This is a genomic window from Streptomyces sp. NPDC001108 (genome assembly GCF_053598535.1).
In genome coordinates this window covers 78159-94188 of record NZ_JBSFKL010000006.1, presented here as the reverse complement: position 1 = coordinate 94188, position 16030 = coordinate 78159, and the positions used below count along the sequence as shown (strand labels likewise).

The window sequence follows — 16030 nt, the reverse complement described above, 5'->3', positions numbered from 1 at the left end:
GATTCGGCACCGTTCTCCTCACACCCCTCGCACCAGCGGGCCAGCACGGCCGTCGCACTCCAGTACGCCAATAGGACAAAGCGGACGCCGACGGCTCCGATCGCCTCTCCGACCCGACTGCCACGCACGGTTGTTCTCCTTAGGTTCATGGTTCTCACCGCTCCTCGGAGGACGGCGCCCCGTCCGTGTCCGGCCGCCACGGGGCCTCCGGATCGTCGTAGGCGTCCACGTAGTCGGGGCGGGCGATGGGCCAGTCGGCAAGCACCTCCGGCGGCAGCGCGAAGGACTCGGCCAGCTCGGGCAGGTGCGGGGCGATCTCCGCGGTCAGCTCCTCCAGCCGGTCCGGCAGCCCGTCGACCTGATCGGCGGTCAGCAGCCCCGCCGCCAGCAGATCGCCACCGGCGCGGGCGATCCGTTCGAGCGCGAAGAGCCGTTGCAGCGCGCCGAGCCGTTCCCTGGCGGGTCCCTCGGGGAGCGCGGCCACCGCCCGGGCGTACGCTTCGGCGGCCTGGCGCTGGGCGTGCGCCTCGACGCCGCGCAGCGCGGGCCCGGAGGCCGCGTTCCAGCGCGCCAGCGGGTCGCCGTGCGGGACCAGGCGCATCCGCTCACGGGCCCGGTCGAACCAGATCCCCTCCAGCCGGGCGAGCAGCCGCCCGAGGAAGCCGGGATCGTCGAGTGCGCCCGGCCCGGGGAGATGACCGGGGCCGGCCGGGGCGGTGGCGAAGAGCATCTCGGCGGCGGCCTTGGCGTGGATGGCGAGGTTGTCCCCCTCGGCGGTGATGGCGCCCTCGATCCCGGTCAGGAGTTCGCTCAGCCCGTTGTGCTCCAGGAGCGCCTGGGCGCCGCAGCGTTCCCGGCACTCCACGATCACCGACCTGGCCTCCCAGGTGACCCAGCCCTTGGCGACGGCGACCAGCCGCTCCGCCTCCTCCCCCGGCCCCTCCGCCTCCCAGCGGTCCAGGGCCCGGCGGTGCAGCAGGCTCATCGCGAAGACGGTGGCCATCGCCGAGGCGAGCGGCCCGTGGTGGCTGCGGTGCGCGATCACCGGCACCCGGTCCGAGCCCCGGGGGCCGGAGATGAGGCGGTGGCCCCCGTAGCGGACGGCGACGGCGAGCGCCGCGCGCGCGCAGCCGACCGCGCAGGCCGTCATCGAGATCTTGCCGGAGGTGACCCGCCCGATCGACGCGAGGAAGCGGCGCCTGCGGTTGGCGACGGCGCTGCTGAACTCCCCGTCCTCGCCGATCCGGCCGTGCTCCCCGTCCAGGAGCGCGGTGCGGTCCACGAACACCCGGTCGAAGGAGGTCAGACAGTGGTCGACCGGGCTGCCGGTACGGGTTGGCAGCAGCCGCACGCGTACGCCGGGCAGGGTCCGCGCCTCGTCGGTGAGCGGCACCAGGAAGAGGAAGACACCGTGTTCACGGCCGTCGACGAGGAGGCGCGCGGCCACCAGTCCGGACTTGGGGCCGCCGCACGGGCTGGTGTTGGGCATGAACTTCTGCGCCCCGGCGTGCGGGGTGCTCAGGACGAAGCCGTCGCGCTCGCGGTCGTACTCGGCCGTGGTCTCGACGGCGACCGCGTCGTTGCCGTGCGCCACCTCCGTGCAGAGGAACGTGCCGACGCGCCGCAGCCGCAGGAAGTCCGAGAGGTCGCGGCGGTGTTCACCGCCGTGGTCGAGGAGGCTGCCGAGGAAGAGGTTGTAGTGGATGCCCGCCACCGTGGTCAGCGCCGGGTCCACCGGGCCCAGCCACTCGTGCAGAGCGGCCAGCGCGCGGGCACCGGTCGGCGGGGCCTCGCCCTCCAGGCTGTCGTTGAGGTGGCGCAGCCGCTCGTACGCGAGGGCCCGGCGTTCCTCCTCGGTGGAGCCGCGCCACGGGCTGCGGAAGGGTTCGGTACGGATCAGCCGCTGCCAGAAACCGTGCTCCCGGTGGAATTCGTCGCCGAGTAGCACACCGGTGAGGAGGTCCCTGGTCCGTTCTGCGGAGGTGTGGTCGGTCGCTGCGGTCATGAAAATAGAACGATCAAGCATTGTCGAGGACACCCCGGTCCGAGGGCGACGGATGGTCCGTGCCGAACCGCCGCAGGGCGAGGACGACGTTGTGCCCGCCGAATCCGAAGGAGTGGCTGAGCACCCGTTCGACCTCCTGGGACCGGGCCCCGCCGGTCACGCAGTCGAGATCGAACTCCTCCGACGCCGCGCCCAGGTTGGCGATCGGCGGTACGGTCCCGCGCTCCAGGGTCAGCACGCAGGCGGCCGCCTCGATCGCTCCGGACGCCGCGAGGGTGTGCCCGAGCACGCCCTTCGGGGCGGTCACCGAGGGGCGGTGCGGGAAGAGCCCGGCGATGAGCGCGGCCTCCATCGCGTCGTTCAGCGGGGTGGCGGTGCCGTGCGCGTTGATGTGGTCGACCTGGTCGGGCCTCCAGCCGGCCTCGTTCAGCGCGGCCGTGACGGCCTTGCGGGCCCCGCCCCCGGACGGGTCGGGGGCGGTGGGGTGGTGGGCGTCGGTGGCGGAACCGGCGCCGGTCAGCAGGGCGCGCGGGCGGCCGCCCCGGGCGAGGGCGTCGGCCGGCCGCTCCAGCACCAGTACGCCGGCCCCCTCGCCGATCACGAACCCGTCCCGGTCCTCGGCGAACGGCCGCGAGGCCCCCGCCGGATCGCCGGTGCGCCGGGAGAGCGCCCCCATTCCGGCGAAGGCGCTCACCACCAGCGGGGTGAGCACGGCGTCCGCGCCGCCCGCCACCACCACGTCGCACCGGCCGTCCAGCAGCAGGTCGCGGGCGAGTGCGAGGGCGGTCGCCCCGGAGGCGCAGGCGGTCGCCGGGGCCAGGCTCGGGCCGTACGCCCGCAGCGCGATGGCCACCTCCCCGGCCGCCGCGTTGGGCATCATCATCGGGACCAGGAGCGGTGACACCGCCTCCGCCCCGCCGCCGTCGAGCCTGCGCACGTTGTCGACGAGCGCGGACACCCCGCCGACCCCGACCCCGAGCACCACCCCGACCCGGTCGCCGTCCCACCGGTCCGGCGACAGGCCGGCGTCCGCCACCGCCCGGCGGGCGGCGAGCAGCGCCATCTTCACGAACCTCGCCATCCGCCAGACCGAACGCCCGCCGATCGCCTCGTCCAGGTCGACGCCGTCCACCGGGCAGCCGAAGTCGACCGGCAGACCGGCCAGTTCCTCGCAGCGACGGGCCGTGGAGACCCCGGCGCACAGCCCGTCCCAGAAGGCGTCCTCGTCCACCCCCACCGGAGTCACCAGCCCCAGTCCCGTCACCGCCACGTCCGCACCGACCCGTGTCATCTCCGCCCCCTCCGCTGTAATCGATCACCCCTACTGGTGGTCGAACGGTCGTAGCCCCGGTGAGGATGCGGCCAATGAGCCGATCGGGTCATTTCTTCGCCCGGCGCGTGTCCCGGGGCGCACGCCGTGGTGACCGCGTTCCGCCATCCGCAGCAGCCCGCCACGCGCCCCGTCCCGGAAGGCCGTCAGGTGGAGGGATGGAAGCGGAGCACGACCGGGCCGGCCCCTCCCCGGACGACGGCGAACTGGCGGCGCTGCGGGCCAGGGTGGCAGCGCTGGAGGCCGGGGGCGCGCGGCACCGCCCGCCCCGTGCGCGGTCGGCCCTCGCGGTGCTGCTCGTGCTCGTCGCCACCGTCCTGACCCCGCTGGGCATCGTGTCCACCTGGGCGAAGAACCAGATCGGCGACACCGGCAACTACGTCGCGATGATGGCGCCGCTGGCCTCCGACCCGGAGGTGCGGGCGGCGGTGACCGACCGCGTCACCGGCGCGGTCATGCAGCACCTGGACGTGAAGACGCTGCTGGCCGATGTGGCGCCCGCGGACCGGCCCGCGCTCGACCGGGCGCTGGCGACGCTGAGCGGCCCCCTCACCACGGGCATCACCGGGTTCGTGCACGGGACGGTGGAGAGGTTCGTCTCCGGCGACGCCTTCGCCAGGATCTGGACCGATCTCAACCGGGCCTCCCAGTCCGCCGCGGTGAAGGCCCTGTCCGGGAGCCGGGAGGGAGCGGTACGGATCACGGACGACACCGTCACCGTCGATCTCGCGCCCGTCGTCGACCAGGTGAAACAACGGCTCGTCGACCGGGGACTGAAGGCGGCGGCGAAACTCCCCGCCGTCCACACCGACTTCACCGTGCTCACCGCCCCGTCGGTGGGCAGGGCGACGATGTGGTTCCGGGCCCTCCAGCTCATCGGCCTCTGGCTGCCGCCGGTCACCCTGGCACTGGCGGCGGGCGGGGTGCTCCTCTCGGTTCGCCGGCGGCGCGCGCTGGTCGCGACGGCGCTGGCCGTGGGGGCGGGCGCGGCGGTGCTGGGGCTGGCCCTGTGGCTGGGCCGGGCCTTCTACCTCGACAGCCTGCCCTCCGGGGTGTCCCGGCCCGCCGCCGGTGCGGTCTTCGACGCGCTGGCCGGACCCATGCGGGTGCTGGTGCGGCTGGTCGTCACGCTGGGCGTCGTGGTGGCCCTCGCCGCGTGGCTCACCGGTAGGGGCCGTGCCGCGACCCGGGTGACGGCGGTGTGGAGCGGCGGCATCGGAGCGGTGCGGGAGGCGGCCGGGTTCACCGGCGGCCCGGTCGGCCGGTGGGTGCACCGCGCCCGGCGCCCGCTGAACTGGACGGTGGTCGTGGTGGCCGGCGCGGTCCTGCTGGTGTGGGACCGGCCGACCGGACTGGTCACGGTGTGGATCGCGCTGTGCGCCCTGTTCGCGCTCGCCGTCGTCGAGTTCCTCGACGACGACAGCGGCCCGCGCCCCACCGTGACCGGCTGATCCGGGCTACCGGGCGGGCCCCAGCGCCGCCCGCAGCTCCGCCGCGTCCGGCGGGTTGGCGCCCGCCCGGGCCACGGTCACCGCCGCCGAGGCCGCCGCGTACCGCAGGACGTCGGCGACCAGGGCCCGGTCGGCCCGGCGCAGCCGCTCCCGGGCGGCCGCGCCGAGCAGCCCGTGCGCGGCGAGGGCGTGCAGGGTGCCGGACATGAAGGCGTCGCCCGCCCCCACGGTGTCGACGACCTCGGCGGGGAGCGCGGCGATCGCCTCCCGCCCGCCGGACCACACCGCCAGCGCCCCGTCGCCGCCCCGGGTGACCAGGACGAGCGCCGGGCCGCTCGCCCGCCACCGCTCGGCGACCCGCTCCGGCTCCTCGCCGGGGTACAGCCAGTCCAGGTCCTCGTCGCTGGCCTTGACCACGTCGCTGAGCGCGACGCACCGCTCGACCCGGCGGAGGGCGACGTCCCGGTCCCCCATCAGCGCGGGGCGCACATTGGGGTCGTAGCTGACGGTGGCGGTGGTCCGCAGCGACTCGACGGCGCCGACGACGGTGTCCCCGCCCGGTTCCAGCACGGCGGCGACGGAACCGGTGTGGACGTGGTGCGGCGGCCGCTCCGGGGCGACCGGGCCGAGCGTCCAGCCGATGTCGAAGGTGTACGTGGCCCGGCCCGTCCCGTCCAGGGTCACGGCGGCGGACGGGGTGGCGGCCGTGGCGCCGTCGGTGCGGACCTCGACGCCCGCCCCGGCGAGATGGTCCCGGATCAGCCGGCCGTGGGCGTCGGGCCCGAGCTGGGTGAGCAGGGTGGTGGGGTGGCCGAGCCGGGCCAGGCCGTGGGCGACGTTGGCCGGGCTGCCGCCCGGGTGGACCCGGTCGGCCAGGCCGGGCCGCCGGACGATGTCGGCGACGCACTCGCCGATGACCAGCAGGTCGAATCCGTCGAGCATGGGGTGGGGTCTCCTACCGTGCGCTGGTGTACGTGTCCCGGCCGGCCGGGTGCCCGGGGCCGTTCCCCCCGATCCTGCCGTGCGCGGGGACGCGGCCCGGTGGCGGCGTCACCGGTCCCCCGCCCCGTCGCCGGGGCCGACGCCGAGTCCGGTCAGGAACGCGGCGGCGGCCGGGGTGGGCCGGAAGCGGCTCCAGACCAGGCGTTCCGTGCGGGCCGGGGCTCCGTCGACGGACAGCACGCTGACACCGGTCAGTTCCGCCGCGAAGGCGGACGGGAGCAGGGCGATGCCGAGGCCGCTGCGGACCAGCCGGACGATGAAGTCGGTGCCGTTGACCTCGCAGGCCACCTCGCGGGTGAGTCCGTGGGCGGCGAACGCCTCCTCCGACTGCGCGCGGGCCGCGGTGCCGTCCGGATAGTCGACGAAGAGCTCCCGCGCCAGCCGGGCGAGGTCCACCTGCCGCTCCGCGGCGAGCGGATGGGTGGGGGCCACGACGGCGACCAGTTCGCCGGTGCTCAGCTCGTGGTCGTTCACCCCCGTGGGGCGGTAGCTCGGCAGCACGCCCAGGAACGCCACGTCGACCGTCCCGTCCCGCACTTCCTGGACGAGGTCCTTGCTGGCCCCCTCGCGCAGCACGATCCGTACCTGCGGGTGGCGCAGGTGGAACGCCCGCAGCGCGGCCGGGACGTCGACCGAGGAGACGGTCGGGATGACCCCGACCGCCAGACGGCCGCGCACCTCCCCCGCCGTCGCCGCGACCTCGGCGCGGGCCCGCTCCGCCGCGTCGAGCGCCTGGCGGGCCTGCGGGAGGAACGCCTCGCCCGCCGCGGTGAGTCGGACCCGGCGGCTGGTGCGGTCGAAGAGCCGGGCGCCCAGGTCCTTCTCCAGCCGGGCGATCTGATGGCTCAGCGCCGACTGGACGACCAGGCACCGCTGCGCGGCGCGGGTGAAGCTGCCGAGTTCCGCGACCGCGACGACGTAGCGCATCTGCTGAAGTTCCATGCGTCCATCGTGAATCACGATCGATGAAATGAAAAACATGTGTTGGACTCATGGATGGTGGCTCCCGGAAGCTGGGCGCATGGCTCACACCACTCAGGAAATCCCCGGCCGGGCCGTCCCCGGCACTTCCTCCCGACCGCCCGCCCTCGGACGCGGCCTGGTTCTGCTGATGGCGCTCGCCGCCGCCCTCTCCTGCGCGGGCAACTACTTCGCGCAGCCGCTCCTCGACGTCATCCAGGCCCGTCTGGACCTGGGGCCGACCGCGGCCGGACTCATCGTCACCGCCGCCCAGGCCGGTTACGCTCTGGGGCTGATCCTCCTCGTCCCGCTCGGGGACGTCCTGGACCGGCGGCGGCTCGCGGTGGGGCTGTTCGCCCTCACCTCGTTCTTCCTGCTGGCGACGGCCGCCGCGCCGACCGGGCCGCTGCTCGTCGCGGGGACCCTGCTGACCGCGCTGACCTCGGTCGGGGCGCAGGTGGTGGTGCCGTTCGCGGCGACGCTCGCCGCCCCGGCCGAGCGCGGCCGCGTCGTCGGCATCGTGATGTCCGGGGTGCTGCTCGGCGGACTGGTCGGGCGGATGGCCGCAGGCGCGCTCGCCGAACTGGGCGGCTGGCGGACCGTGTACTGGGTGAACGCCGCGCTCATGGCCGTCATGGCGGTGCTCCTGCACCGTCGGCTGCCCCGGCTGCCCCGGCCGGGCGGCACGGCCTCGATCCCGTACACCGGACTGCTGCGCTCCACGCTGGCGCTGCTGCGCGAGGAGCCCGTGCTGCGCCGCCGGGCCGCCTTCGGCGCGTTCTCCATGGCCTCGTACAGCGTGCAGCTGACCTCGCTGACCTTCCTGCTGGCCGGTTCCCCCTTCGGCTGGAACGCGGCCGCCATCGGGGGGTTCGGTCTGGTGGGGGTCATCGGGGTGATCGGTATGAACATCGCGGCGCGGCTCGGCGACCGGGGCCGGGTGCAGGCGGTCTCGGCGACGGCCGCCCTGCTCCTGACGCTCGCCTGGCTGCCGCTGCTGGCCGGGGGGACCTCGCTGTTCTGGCTGACGGTGGGCGTCATCCTGCTCAACATCGCCCAGCAGGCCGGGCTCAACAGCAGTCAGAACGTGATCTACGCGCTCCGTCCGGAGGCCCGCAACCGGATCAACTCCGCCTTCATGACGCTGTTCTTCATGGGCGGGGCGGCCGGGGCCGCGCTCGCCTCGGTGGTCTGGTCCCGGGCCGGCTGGAGCGGTGTCTGCCTGCTCGGCGGCGCGCTCGCCGCGGGCAGCCTGGCCGTGTGGGTCCTGGAGCGGGTCCGGGCGGCCCCCGGCCCCGGTGCCGTCACTCGTTGACGGCGGTCAGCAGCACCACGGCGTCCTCCAGGGCCAGCAGCCCGTGCCGCTCCTGCGGGATCGGCTGGAGCCCGCCGGCCCCCAGCTCCACGTCGCCGGAGGCCGCCGTGAGCCGGACCCGGCCGCGGAGCACCTGGAGCGAGGCGGCGGCGGGGGCGTTGTGCTCGTCGAGGGCGGAGCCCGCGGTGAGGGCGATGACGGTCTGCCGCAGGGGCTCCTCGTGCAGCAGACGGTGGGCGCTGCGGCCGTGCGCGGAGGCGCGGGCCGCGGTCAGGTGCTCGTCGGCGAGGCTGTTCAGGTCGTCCATGTGCCCACTGTGCCGCAGGGTCCGCCCGGCCGCGATCCTGCCGCGGCCGGTCAGCCGCCTGCCGTCCAGCGGTATCTGACGTCCGGTTCCCCCTCCTCGTTGCGGCTCCCGTCGTCGAAGGCGACGGCGGTGAATCCGTGCCGCTCGTAGAAGGCCCGGGCGTCGGTGTTGCGCTGGAAGACGTGGAGCGTGAGCTCCCCGGCCGCCCGCTCGCGTGCCTCGGCCAGCAGCAGCGAACCGATGCCCCGGCGCCGTACGTCGGGACGGAGGTAGAGGTGTTCCAGCTCGGTCCCGTTCACGGAGGAGAAACCGAGCAGCTCGCCGGCCCCGGTCTCGGCGATCCGCACCGCGGTGCCGGGCAGGACCACATGGGTCATCCAGGCGAGGGTCTCCTCGTCGCTGTGCACCTTCGGCAGATACGGCATGGCCGCGGCGCGCGAGTCGAGGAAGAGCCGGGTGAGCGGCCCGGCGTCCTGCGCGGTCGCCCCTCGGAGCACCACCCGGTCCTCCGGTACGGAATCGTTCGGCACCTTTCCACCCCTCCTGTCCGGCCGACCCCGGCGGGCCGCCCGTCGTCGTGGCCGAACCTACCCGGTCCGCGGGGGCCTGGTTCGGCCGGTCCTCGGGAGACGGGAAGCGCGCCGTGGCGGGCTACCGCTCGGCCCCGGCCCGGCAGGTCACATCCTCGGCGGGGAGCCGGCCCCTGGTCAGGTAGGCCGTGGCCGCCGTGTCCGCGCAGGAATCGCCGCCGGGCGCGTAGAGGACGCCGTGTCCCTCGCCGTCGGCGACGGTGAGCACCCGGGAGCCGCGCGTGCCCGGGGTCGCGGGCTGACACCGGCCCGCGCGGCCCGTCCCCGGTGTGAGAATGCGTGGATGGACGACGGGGCTGGAATACGGGGGCGGTTGACGACCGCGGCACGGGTGGCGGAGAACTCGGGGGCGGACGAGGACCTGCACGCCTACTGGGCCCTGGTCGAGGAGGTGGTGGAGGGGGCGAGCGCGGAGACCGTGGCGCACTGCGCGTCGGAGCTGCTGGGATCGGCCGGTGTCCTGGAGCGGGAGGCGGGCTGCGATCTGGCCGGAAAGGCGGCCGAGGCGCACGAGTCCTTGCGCGGCGGGGCGGCGATGTCCCTGATGGCGCTGGCCGGGGTGGAGACGGAGCGCCGTGTGCTGTCGTCCCTCGTCCACGCCCTGGGCCGGACGCGGGACCCGCGCGCCGTTCCCGTGCTGGTGCGGCTGTCCGGACACGAGGACGCCGGTCTGCGGCGCGACGTCGCCTCGGAGTTCGCCTCCGTCGACAGCGGCCTGCCCGACGGGCCCGACGTCCGGGCGCTGATCCGGCTCACCGGGGACCAGGACCCGGAGGTCCGCGCATGGGCGGCCTTCACGCTGGGGTTCCAGCTGGAGCAGGACACCGCCGCCATCAGGGACGCGCTCCGGACGTGCACCACCGACACGCACGGCGCGGTCCGGGAGGAGGGGGCCCGGGGGCTGGCCCGACGGCACGACCCGCGGGCCGTCCCGCTGATCGCGCACCTGCTGGACTCCGACGACGGATCCTGCCTCTTCCTCGTCGACGCGGCGGCGATCCTGGGCGTCCCCGAACTCCTGCCCGCGCTGGCCGCCTACGGGCCCGATCCGGCCGGGGCCGAGTGGGCCGCCGCGGCCTGCGACCCGGTGCGGCGGGTCCGGATGGAGGCCGATGCCTGGGCGGTCGTCGTGGAGTTGGAGCGGCTGCGCCCGGATCTCGGCGCGGCGCTCCGGTCACCGCGCTACGAGTCGGTGCACGCGCTGAAGGTGAGTCACCGGGAGTCGGCCGGTACGGAGTACGACGCGGCCGCGCTGCTCGCCCGCGCCGGTGGCGACCCGGCACGGGCGGCCGCTCTGGTGGTGGCCGACCTCGCCGGTCCTGCCGCGGGCGGGTCGCGGACCGGCGGGCTCCCGGGGTCCCCGGCGTAGGCGGCGCGGCGGGGGCCGTCGCCGGACCGCCGTCCGGCGGGGCGGTCTCGGCACGGTGCGGGCGGCCCGGGAAAATGGGACGGAAGCAACCGGAGCGACCACCGACACCAAGGAGCAGGCATGCCGCACGAGCGAGCCGGACAACCGGCCCGGCCCGAGGATCTCATCGATGTGGCCCGGCTGGTGACGGCGTACTACACGCTGCACCCGGACCCGGCCGACCCGGACCAGCGGGTGGCGTTCGGCACCTCCGGCCACCGCGGTTCGGCCACGGCCACCGCGTTCAACGAGGACCACATCGCCGCCACCAGCCAGGCGATCTGCGAGTACCGGGCGCTCCAGGGCATCGACGGGCCGCTCTTCCTCGGCGCCGACACCCACGCGCTGTCGGAACCCGCCCGGGTGACCGCCGTCGAGGTGTTCGCCGCCAACGACGTGACCGTGCTGCTCGATCCGGCCGACGGCTACACCCCGACCCCGGCGGTCTCGCACGCGATCCTCGGCCACAACCGGGGCCGCACGGAGCGGTTCGCCGACGGCGTGGTGGTGACGCCCTCCCACAACCCGCCGGGCGACGGCGGGTTCAAGTACAACCCGCCGAACGGCGGCCCCGCCGGGTCCGAGGCCACCGGCTGGATCCAGCGGCGGGCCAACGAGATCATCGCCGCCGGGTCGAAGGAGGTGCGGAGGATGCCGTACGCCCGCGCGCGTGCGGCGTCGACCACCGGGACGTACGACTTCCTCGGCGGCTACGTGGCCGATCTTCCGGCGGTGCTCGACCTGGACGCGGTGCGGGCGGCCGGGGTGCGGATCGGCGCCGATCCGCTGGGCGGGGCGTCGGTCGCGTACTGGGGCCGGATCGCCGAGCAGCACCGGCTCGACCTCACGGTGGTCAATCCGCTGACCGATCCCACCTGGCGGTTCATGACGCTGGACTGGGACGGGAAGATCCGGATGGACTGCTCCTCGCCGTACGCGATGGCCTCGCTGATCGAGCGGCGCGACCGGTTCCGGATCGCGACGGGGAACGACGCCGACGCGGACCGGCACGGCATCGTGACACCGGACGGCGGGCTGATGAACCCGAACCACTACCTGGCCGTCGCCATCGACTACCTGTACCGGCACCGAGAGCGCTGGCCGGAGTCGACGGGGGTCGGCAAGACGCTGGTCTCCTCGGGGATGATCGACCGGGTCGCCGCCGGTCTAGGCCGCCGGCTGGTCGAGGTCCCGGTCGGATTCAAGTGGTTCGTGGACGGGCTGGCCGACGGTTCGCTCGGGTTCGGCGGCGAGGAGTCCGCCGGGGCGTCGTTCCTGCGCAAGGACGGCTCGGTGTGGACGACCGACAAGGACGGCATCCTGCTGGCGCTGCTCGCCTCGGAGATCCTCGCGGTGACGGGCTCGTCCCCCTCGGAGCGGTACGCGGAGCTCGCCGCCCGGTTCGGCGAGCCGGCGTACGCGCGGATCGACGCCCCGGCCGACCGGGAGCAGAAGGCGGTTCTCGCGCGCCTCTCCCCCGAGCAGGTCACCGCGGACACCCTGGCCGGTGAGCCGGTCACGGCGGTGCTGACCGAGGCGCCCGGCAACGGGGCGCCGATCGAGGGCATCAAGGTGACCACGGAGAACGCCTGGTTCGCGGCCCGCCCCTCGGGGACCGAGGACGTCTACAAGATCTACGCGGAGTCCTTCCTCGGCGCCGACCACCTCTCCCGGGTCCAGGAGGAGGCGAAGGCGGTGGTCGCCACTGCGCTGGGCTCCTGAGCCCCGGGCGACGGCCGGTTCCGGTGGTCCGGAACCGGCCGTTGCGCCCGGCCGGGAACAGTGCTTGGCTGGACACCACAAGATATGAATAGGGGTTCAGACCATGGCCTACCGCGCCACCGCCCGTACCGAGGCCACCCGGCTCGCCCACCGCGAACGGCTCCTCGACGCGGCGCGGCAGCTGCTCGCCGAGGGCGGGTACCCGGCGGCCAGTGTCTCCGCGCTCGCCCGGCGGGCCGGTGTCGCGACCGGCAGCGTGTACAACCACTTCGCCTCCAAGCAGGAGTTGCTGGCCGCGGTCTTCCGGCATGTCGCGAGTCATGAACTCGAAGCGGTGCGGGAGGCGGTGCGGGTCCGCGACGGCGCCCGGGAGCAGTTGCGGGCGCTGGTCGAGGTCTTCTCGTACCGCGCGCTGAGCAGTCCGCGTACCGCCTGGGCGCTGCTGGCCGAGCCGGTCGACCCGCTCGTCGAGGAGGAGCGGCTCGGCTACCGGCGCGGCTATCACGCACTTGCCGGGACCATCATCGCCACCGGGATCCGTACGGGCGAACTCCCGCCGCAGGACGTCGAGTTGTCGGCCGCCGCGGTGATCGGCGCGGTCGGCGAGGCGTTGCTCGGCCCGCTCTCGCCGGTCGGGGAGGGGGCCGGGGCGGAGGCGGAGCCGGTCGTGGAGGCCCTCACCGCGCTGTGCCTCAGGGCGGTCGGCGCCCGGCCCGCCTGAACGACCGGCCCCGCACGCCCCGCCCTCATCGACGCAACAGGACAGGAGCACCGCCATGACCGTCACCGAGCACCGGGCCGGCCCGCACCCCGGGGCCCCCGCACCGCACCCCACCCACGAGGTCACCAACCAGGCACCGCCCCGCAGGGATCTCGACGAGTACGGCACCAACGCGCCGCTCGCCGAAGCCGTCCGGACCTTCGGCGCCAGCTGGCACGAGCCGCGCCTGCACACGATCGGCACCCTGGTCGGCTCCGGGGACTTCCAGGACGCCACGGAGCTGGCCCACACCTCGCCGCCCGTCCTGCGCACCCACGACCGGTTCGGCAACCGGATCGACGAGATCGAGTTCCACCCCGCGTACCACGAGATCATCGGCGCGGCCGTGGCGCACGGCACGCACACCGCGGGCTGGGCCGCCCCGAAGCCCGGGGCGGCGGTGGCGCGGGCGGCGTCCTTCATGCTCTTCGCGCAGATCGAGCCCGGCCACGCCTGCCCGATGTCCATGTCGCACGCCGTGGTCCCGGTCCTCCAGCGCGACCCGGACGTGGGGCGCGCGTGGCTGCCGGGGCTGCTGAGCCGCTCCTACGACCCCCGGACGATCGCCCCGGCCGAAAAGTCCGGGCTGATCTTCGGCATGGGGATGACGGAGAAGCAGGGCGGCTCCGACGTACGGGCCAACACCACCCGGGCCGTCCCGGTGGCCTCCGACCCCGAGGGCCGGGCCCATCTCCTGACCGGCCACAAGTGGTTCTTCTCCGCCCCGCAGTCGGACGCCTTCCTGGTGCTGGCCCAGGCGGAGGCCGGGCTGACCTGCTTCCTGGTGCCGCGCGTGCTGCCCGACGGCACCCGCAACACCCTCCGCGTCCAGCGGCTGAAGAACAAGCTCGGCAACAAGTCGAACGCCTCCTCGGAGGTGGAGTTCGACGGCACCTGGGCGGTCCGGACCGGTGAGCCGGGCCGGGGCGTGGCGACCATCATCGAGATGGTCAACCACACCCGGCTGGACTGCGTGCTCGGCACCACCGCGGGCATGCGGCAGTCGGTCTCGGAGGCGATCTGGCACGCCCGGCACCGCAGTGCCTTCGGCGCCCGGCTCGTCGATCAGCCGGCCATGGCGGCGGTCCTGGCCGATCTGGCGCTGGAGACGGAGGCGGCGACCTGGACCTCGCTGCGGCTGGCGCACGCGTACGAGAGCGGCGCCGGGGAGTCCGAGGAGCTGTTCCGGCGGCTGGCCACCGCCGTGTCCAAGTACTGGATCTGCAAGCGCGGTCCGCACCACGCCTACGAGGCGCTGGAGTGCCTGGGCGGCAACGGCTACACCGAGGACTGGCCGCTGGCCCGGCGCTACCGCGAGCAGCCGGTGATGGCGGTGTGGGAGGGGTCGGGCAACGTCATCGCGCTCGACGTGCTGCGCGGCATCGGGCGGACCCCGCACGCGCTGGACGCGTTCTGGGCCGAGCTGGAGACCACGGCCGGTGCCAGCTCCGTGCTGGACGCGCATGTCGGCCGGGTGCGGCGGGAACTCGCCGAGAACCTGAAGGATCCGGTCGCGGCGCAGTTGCGGGCGCGTGCCTCGGTGGAGGGCATGGCGCTGGCGCTCCAGGCCTCGCTGATGCTCCGCCACGCGCCCTCGGCGTCGGCCGAAGCGTTCGTCGCCGCCCGGCTGGGCGAGGAGCGCGGCCACCAGTACGGTGTCCTGCCGCGCGGGACGGCCACCGCCGCGATCGTGGAGCGGCACTCCGGCGCGGAGGGCTGAGCCGCCACCGGGCCCGGGGCGGTGTTCCCGGGCCCGGCCTCAGGCCGTCGCGTCGCGCCAGGCGTACGGCGGGGGCACCGGGCCCGTCGCGGGGTCGCCGCCCACGGTCTCCAGCTCCTTGTCGGCGGCCCTCATCAGCTGGGCGGCGACGTCCTTCATCGCCCGCCCGGCCGCGAGATCGTCGCCGATGGCGGGTACGTCCACGTCCTGCGGATTGCAGTGGGCCACCCCGTGCCCGGTGACCTTCCCGGCACCGGTGTCCAGGACCGCCTCCGCCCTGGTCGTGCCGTCGTCCTCGGTCAGGCCGAGACGGAGCCGCCACTCCTGCGTGCGGGTCATCGCACACCTCCTGCGACCGCGCCCGGTCGCGTCGCGCCGCCTCGACGCGGTCCTGTCCCCAGCATCCACCCGGGCGGCCCGGTCCGCGCGTTCCCGCTCGCCCTGCGGGGACGGCACCGCCGAAATAGGATGCGGGATGACGATGTCCAGCGAGGGCGGGCGCCGACCGGCCCCGGAGTGCGCCGCACGGACGGGCGCGGTGCGGAGCGGCCCATGAACCGGCGTCGGCCTCCCCGTGCGGCGAGCTCCGACGAGCTGCTCACCACCCTGCAGCAGCTGACCTCCCGGGCCCGCCGCGAGGTGGAGCTGCACCGGGCGCGGCTGGAGCTGGCCGAGGTCCTCCAGCGCGACATGCTCCCGGCCTCGCTGCCCGCCCGCCCCGGACTCCAGACCGCCGCCCGGTACACACCGGCGCGCAGCGGCCTCGACATCGGCGGCGACTGGTACGACGGGTTCGTGCTGCCGGACGGGACGCTGGCGTTCGCCATCGGGGACGTCCAGGGCCACGACGTCGAGGCAGCCGCCTTCATGGGCCAGGTGCGGATCGCGATGCGGGCGATCTCCGCCACGGCCACGGACCCCGGCGAGGTGGTGGCCCGGACCAACGACCTGCTGGTCTCGGCGGGCTCCGGGCTCTTCGCCACCTGTACGTTCGTCCGGCTCGACCCGGAGTCGCGGGAGCTGTACAGCGCGCGGGCCGGTCATGTCGCCGCGGTGTGGGCCACCACCGACGGCCGGTCCGGGGTGACCAGCGACGAGGGCGGGCTGCCGCTCGGCATCCAGGCTGGCGAGCGGTATCCGGTCACCCGGCGGCGGCTGACCGATCCGGGCGCGTTCGTGCTGGTCACGGACGGGGTGGTGGAGGGCCCCTCGTTCCCGATCGACCAGGGCCTCGAAGCGGTGACCCGGCTGGTGCGGGCGGGGGCCGGCTCCGGCGCCGGGGAGCTGGCCGACACGGTGCTGCGGGCGGCCGGGCAGACCGGGCACCGGGACGACGCCGCCGTGCTCGTGGTGCGCCACGGCGCCGCGCCCGGCACGGGCCGCCGGGCGGCCGTGTCCGGAGCGGCCTGACCGGCCCGGCGCCCCCAGGCGTGTCACGCGGCCGCCGCCTGTCCGGGCCG

The 16030-nt window shown here is 75.0% G+C and carries 14 protein-coding genes and 1 pseudogene; 7 read left to right on the top strand and 8 right to left on the bottom strand.

The window, feature by feature from the left end:
• Window positions 1-154: 154 nt before the first annotated feature.
• Window positions 155-2005, bottom strand: coding sequence for an acyl-CoA dehydrogenase family protein (locus tag ACWC97_RS15850; protein WP_450649748.1), 1851 nt, complete (start codon window positions 2003-2005; stop codon window positions 155-157).
• Window positions 2006-2018: 13 nt separating this feature from the next.
• A complete protein-coding gene (locus ACWC97_RS15845) occupies window positions 2019-3296 on the bottom strand; it encodes a beta-ketoacyl-[acyl-carrier-protein] synthase family protein (protein WP_450649746.1) in 1278 nt (425 codons plus the stop codon).
• A gap of 197 nt (window positions 3297-3493) precedes the next feature.
• On the opposite strand from ACWC97_RS15845, the gene ACWC97_RS15840 reads away from it, so the two are divergent.
• Complete coding sequence (locus tag ACWC97_RS15840) at window positions 3494-4786, top strand: hypothetical protein (protein ID WP_450649744.1); 1293 nt, start codon at window positions 3494-3496, stop codon at window positions 4784-4786.
• 6 nt (window positions 4787-4792) lie between these two features.
• On the opposite strand, the gene ACWC97_RS15835 is transcribed toward ACWC97_RS15840, so the two are convergent.
• Window positions 4793-5728: a carbohydrate kinase family protein gene (locus tag ACWC97_RS15835; protein ID WP_352277925.1), complete on the bottom strand. Its 936-nt coding sequence runs from the start codon at window positions 5726-5728 to the stop codon at window positions 4793-4795.
• 108 nt (window positions 5729-5836) lie between these two features.
• Window positions 5837-6730, bottom strand: coding sequence for a LysR family transcriptional regulator (locus ACWC97_RS15830; RefSeq protein ID WP_450649743.1), 894 nt, complete (start codon window positions 6728-6730; stop codon window positions 5837-5839).
• Between the two features lie 79 nt (window positions 6731-6809).
• Here ACWC97_RS15830 and ACWC97_RS15825 point away from each other — a divergent pair, with 79 nt between their 5' ends.
• Complete coding sequence (locus ACWC97_RS15825; protein ID WP_450649742.1) at window positions 6810-8063, top strand: MFS transporter; 1254 nt, start codon at window positions 6810-6812, stop codon at window positions 8061-8063.
• Here the strand turns inward: ACWC97_RS15825 and ACWC97_RS15820 are convergent.
• The 3 genes and pseudogenes from ACWC97_RS15820 to ACWC97_RS15810 form a co-directional block, all read right to left on the bottom strand.
• Window positions 8053-8370 carry a cupin domain-containing protein gene (locus ACWC97_RS15820; RefSeq protein ID WP_352277922.1) on the bottom strand — a complete coding sequence of 106 codons (318 nt, stop codon included), beginning with the start codon at window positions 8368-8370 and terminating at the stop codon, window positions 8053-8055. The genes ACWC97_RS15825 and ACWC97_RS15820 overlap by 11 nt on opposite strands.
• A 50-nt stretch (window positions 8371-8420) precedes the next feature.
• Complete coding sequence (locus ACWC97_RS15815; protein WP_450649740.1) at window positions 8421-8900, bottom strand: N-acetyltransferase family protein; 480 nt, start codon at window positions 8898-8900, stop codon at window positions 8421-8423.
• Window positions 8901-9021: 121 nt separating this feature from the next.
• Window positions 9022-9180 (bottom strand): annotated as a pseudogene (locus ACWC97_RS15810) (alpha/beta hydrolase); the annotation flags it as partial.
• Window positions 9181-9243: 63 nt separating this feature from the next.
• On the opposite strand from ACWC97_RS15810, the gene ACWC97_RS15805 reads away from it, so the two are divergent.
• The 4 genes from ACWC97_RS15805 (at window position 9244) to ACWC97_RS15790 (ending at window position 14570) form a co-directional block, all read left to right on the top strand.
• Window positions 9244-10329 (top strand): HEAT repeat domain-containing protein, encoded by a 1086-nt coding sequence (locus ACWC97_RS15805; protein WP_450649739.1) that lies wholly within the window; start codon window positions 9244-9246, stop codon window positions 10327-10329.
• 120 nt (window positions 10330-10449) lie between these two features.
• Entirely contained in the window at window positions 10450-12090 is a 1641-nt protein-coding gene (gene pgm, locus ACWC97_RS15800) for a phosphoglucomutase (alpha-D-glucose-1,6-bisphosphate-dependent) (RefSeq protein WP_450649737.1), read from the top strand.
• Window positions 12091-12193: 103 nt separating this feature from the next.
• On the top strand, window positions 12194-12811 hold the full coding sequence (locus ACWC97_RS15795) for a TetR/AcrR family transcriptional regulator (RefSeq protein ID WP_392279600.1): 618 nt from the start codon (window positions 12194-12196) through the stop codon (window positions 12809-12811).
• Window positions 12812-12866: 55 nt separating this feature from the next.
• Window positions 12867-14570, top strand: a complete 1704-nt coding sequence (locus ACWC97_RS15790) for an acyl-CoA dehydrogenase family protein (RefSeq protein WP_450649735.1) — start codon at window positions 12867-12869, stop codon at window positions 14568-14570.
• 39 nt (window positions 14571-14609) lie between these two features.
• Here the strand turns inward: ACWC97_RS15790 and ACWC97_RS15785 are convergent, their stop codons facing one another.
• Entirely contained in the window at window positions 14610-14909 is a 300-nt protein-coding gene (locus tag ACWC97_RS15785; RefSeq protein ID WP_352277914.1) for a DUF1876 domain-containing protein, read from the bottom strand.
• Between the two features lie 213 nt (window positions 14910-15122).
• Between ACWC97_RS15785 and ACWC97_RS15780 the strand changes: the two genes are divergently transcribed.
• Window positions 15123-15980: a PP2C family protein-serine/threonine phosphatase gene (locus tag ACWC97_RS15780; protein ID WP_352277912.1), complete on the top strand. Its 858-nt coding sequence runs from the start codon at window positions 15123-15125 to the stop codon at window positions 15978-15980.
• Window positions 15981-16030 lie beyond the last annotated feature (50 nt).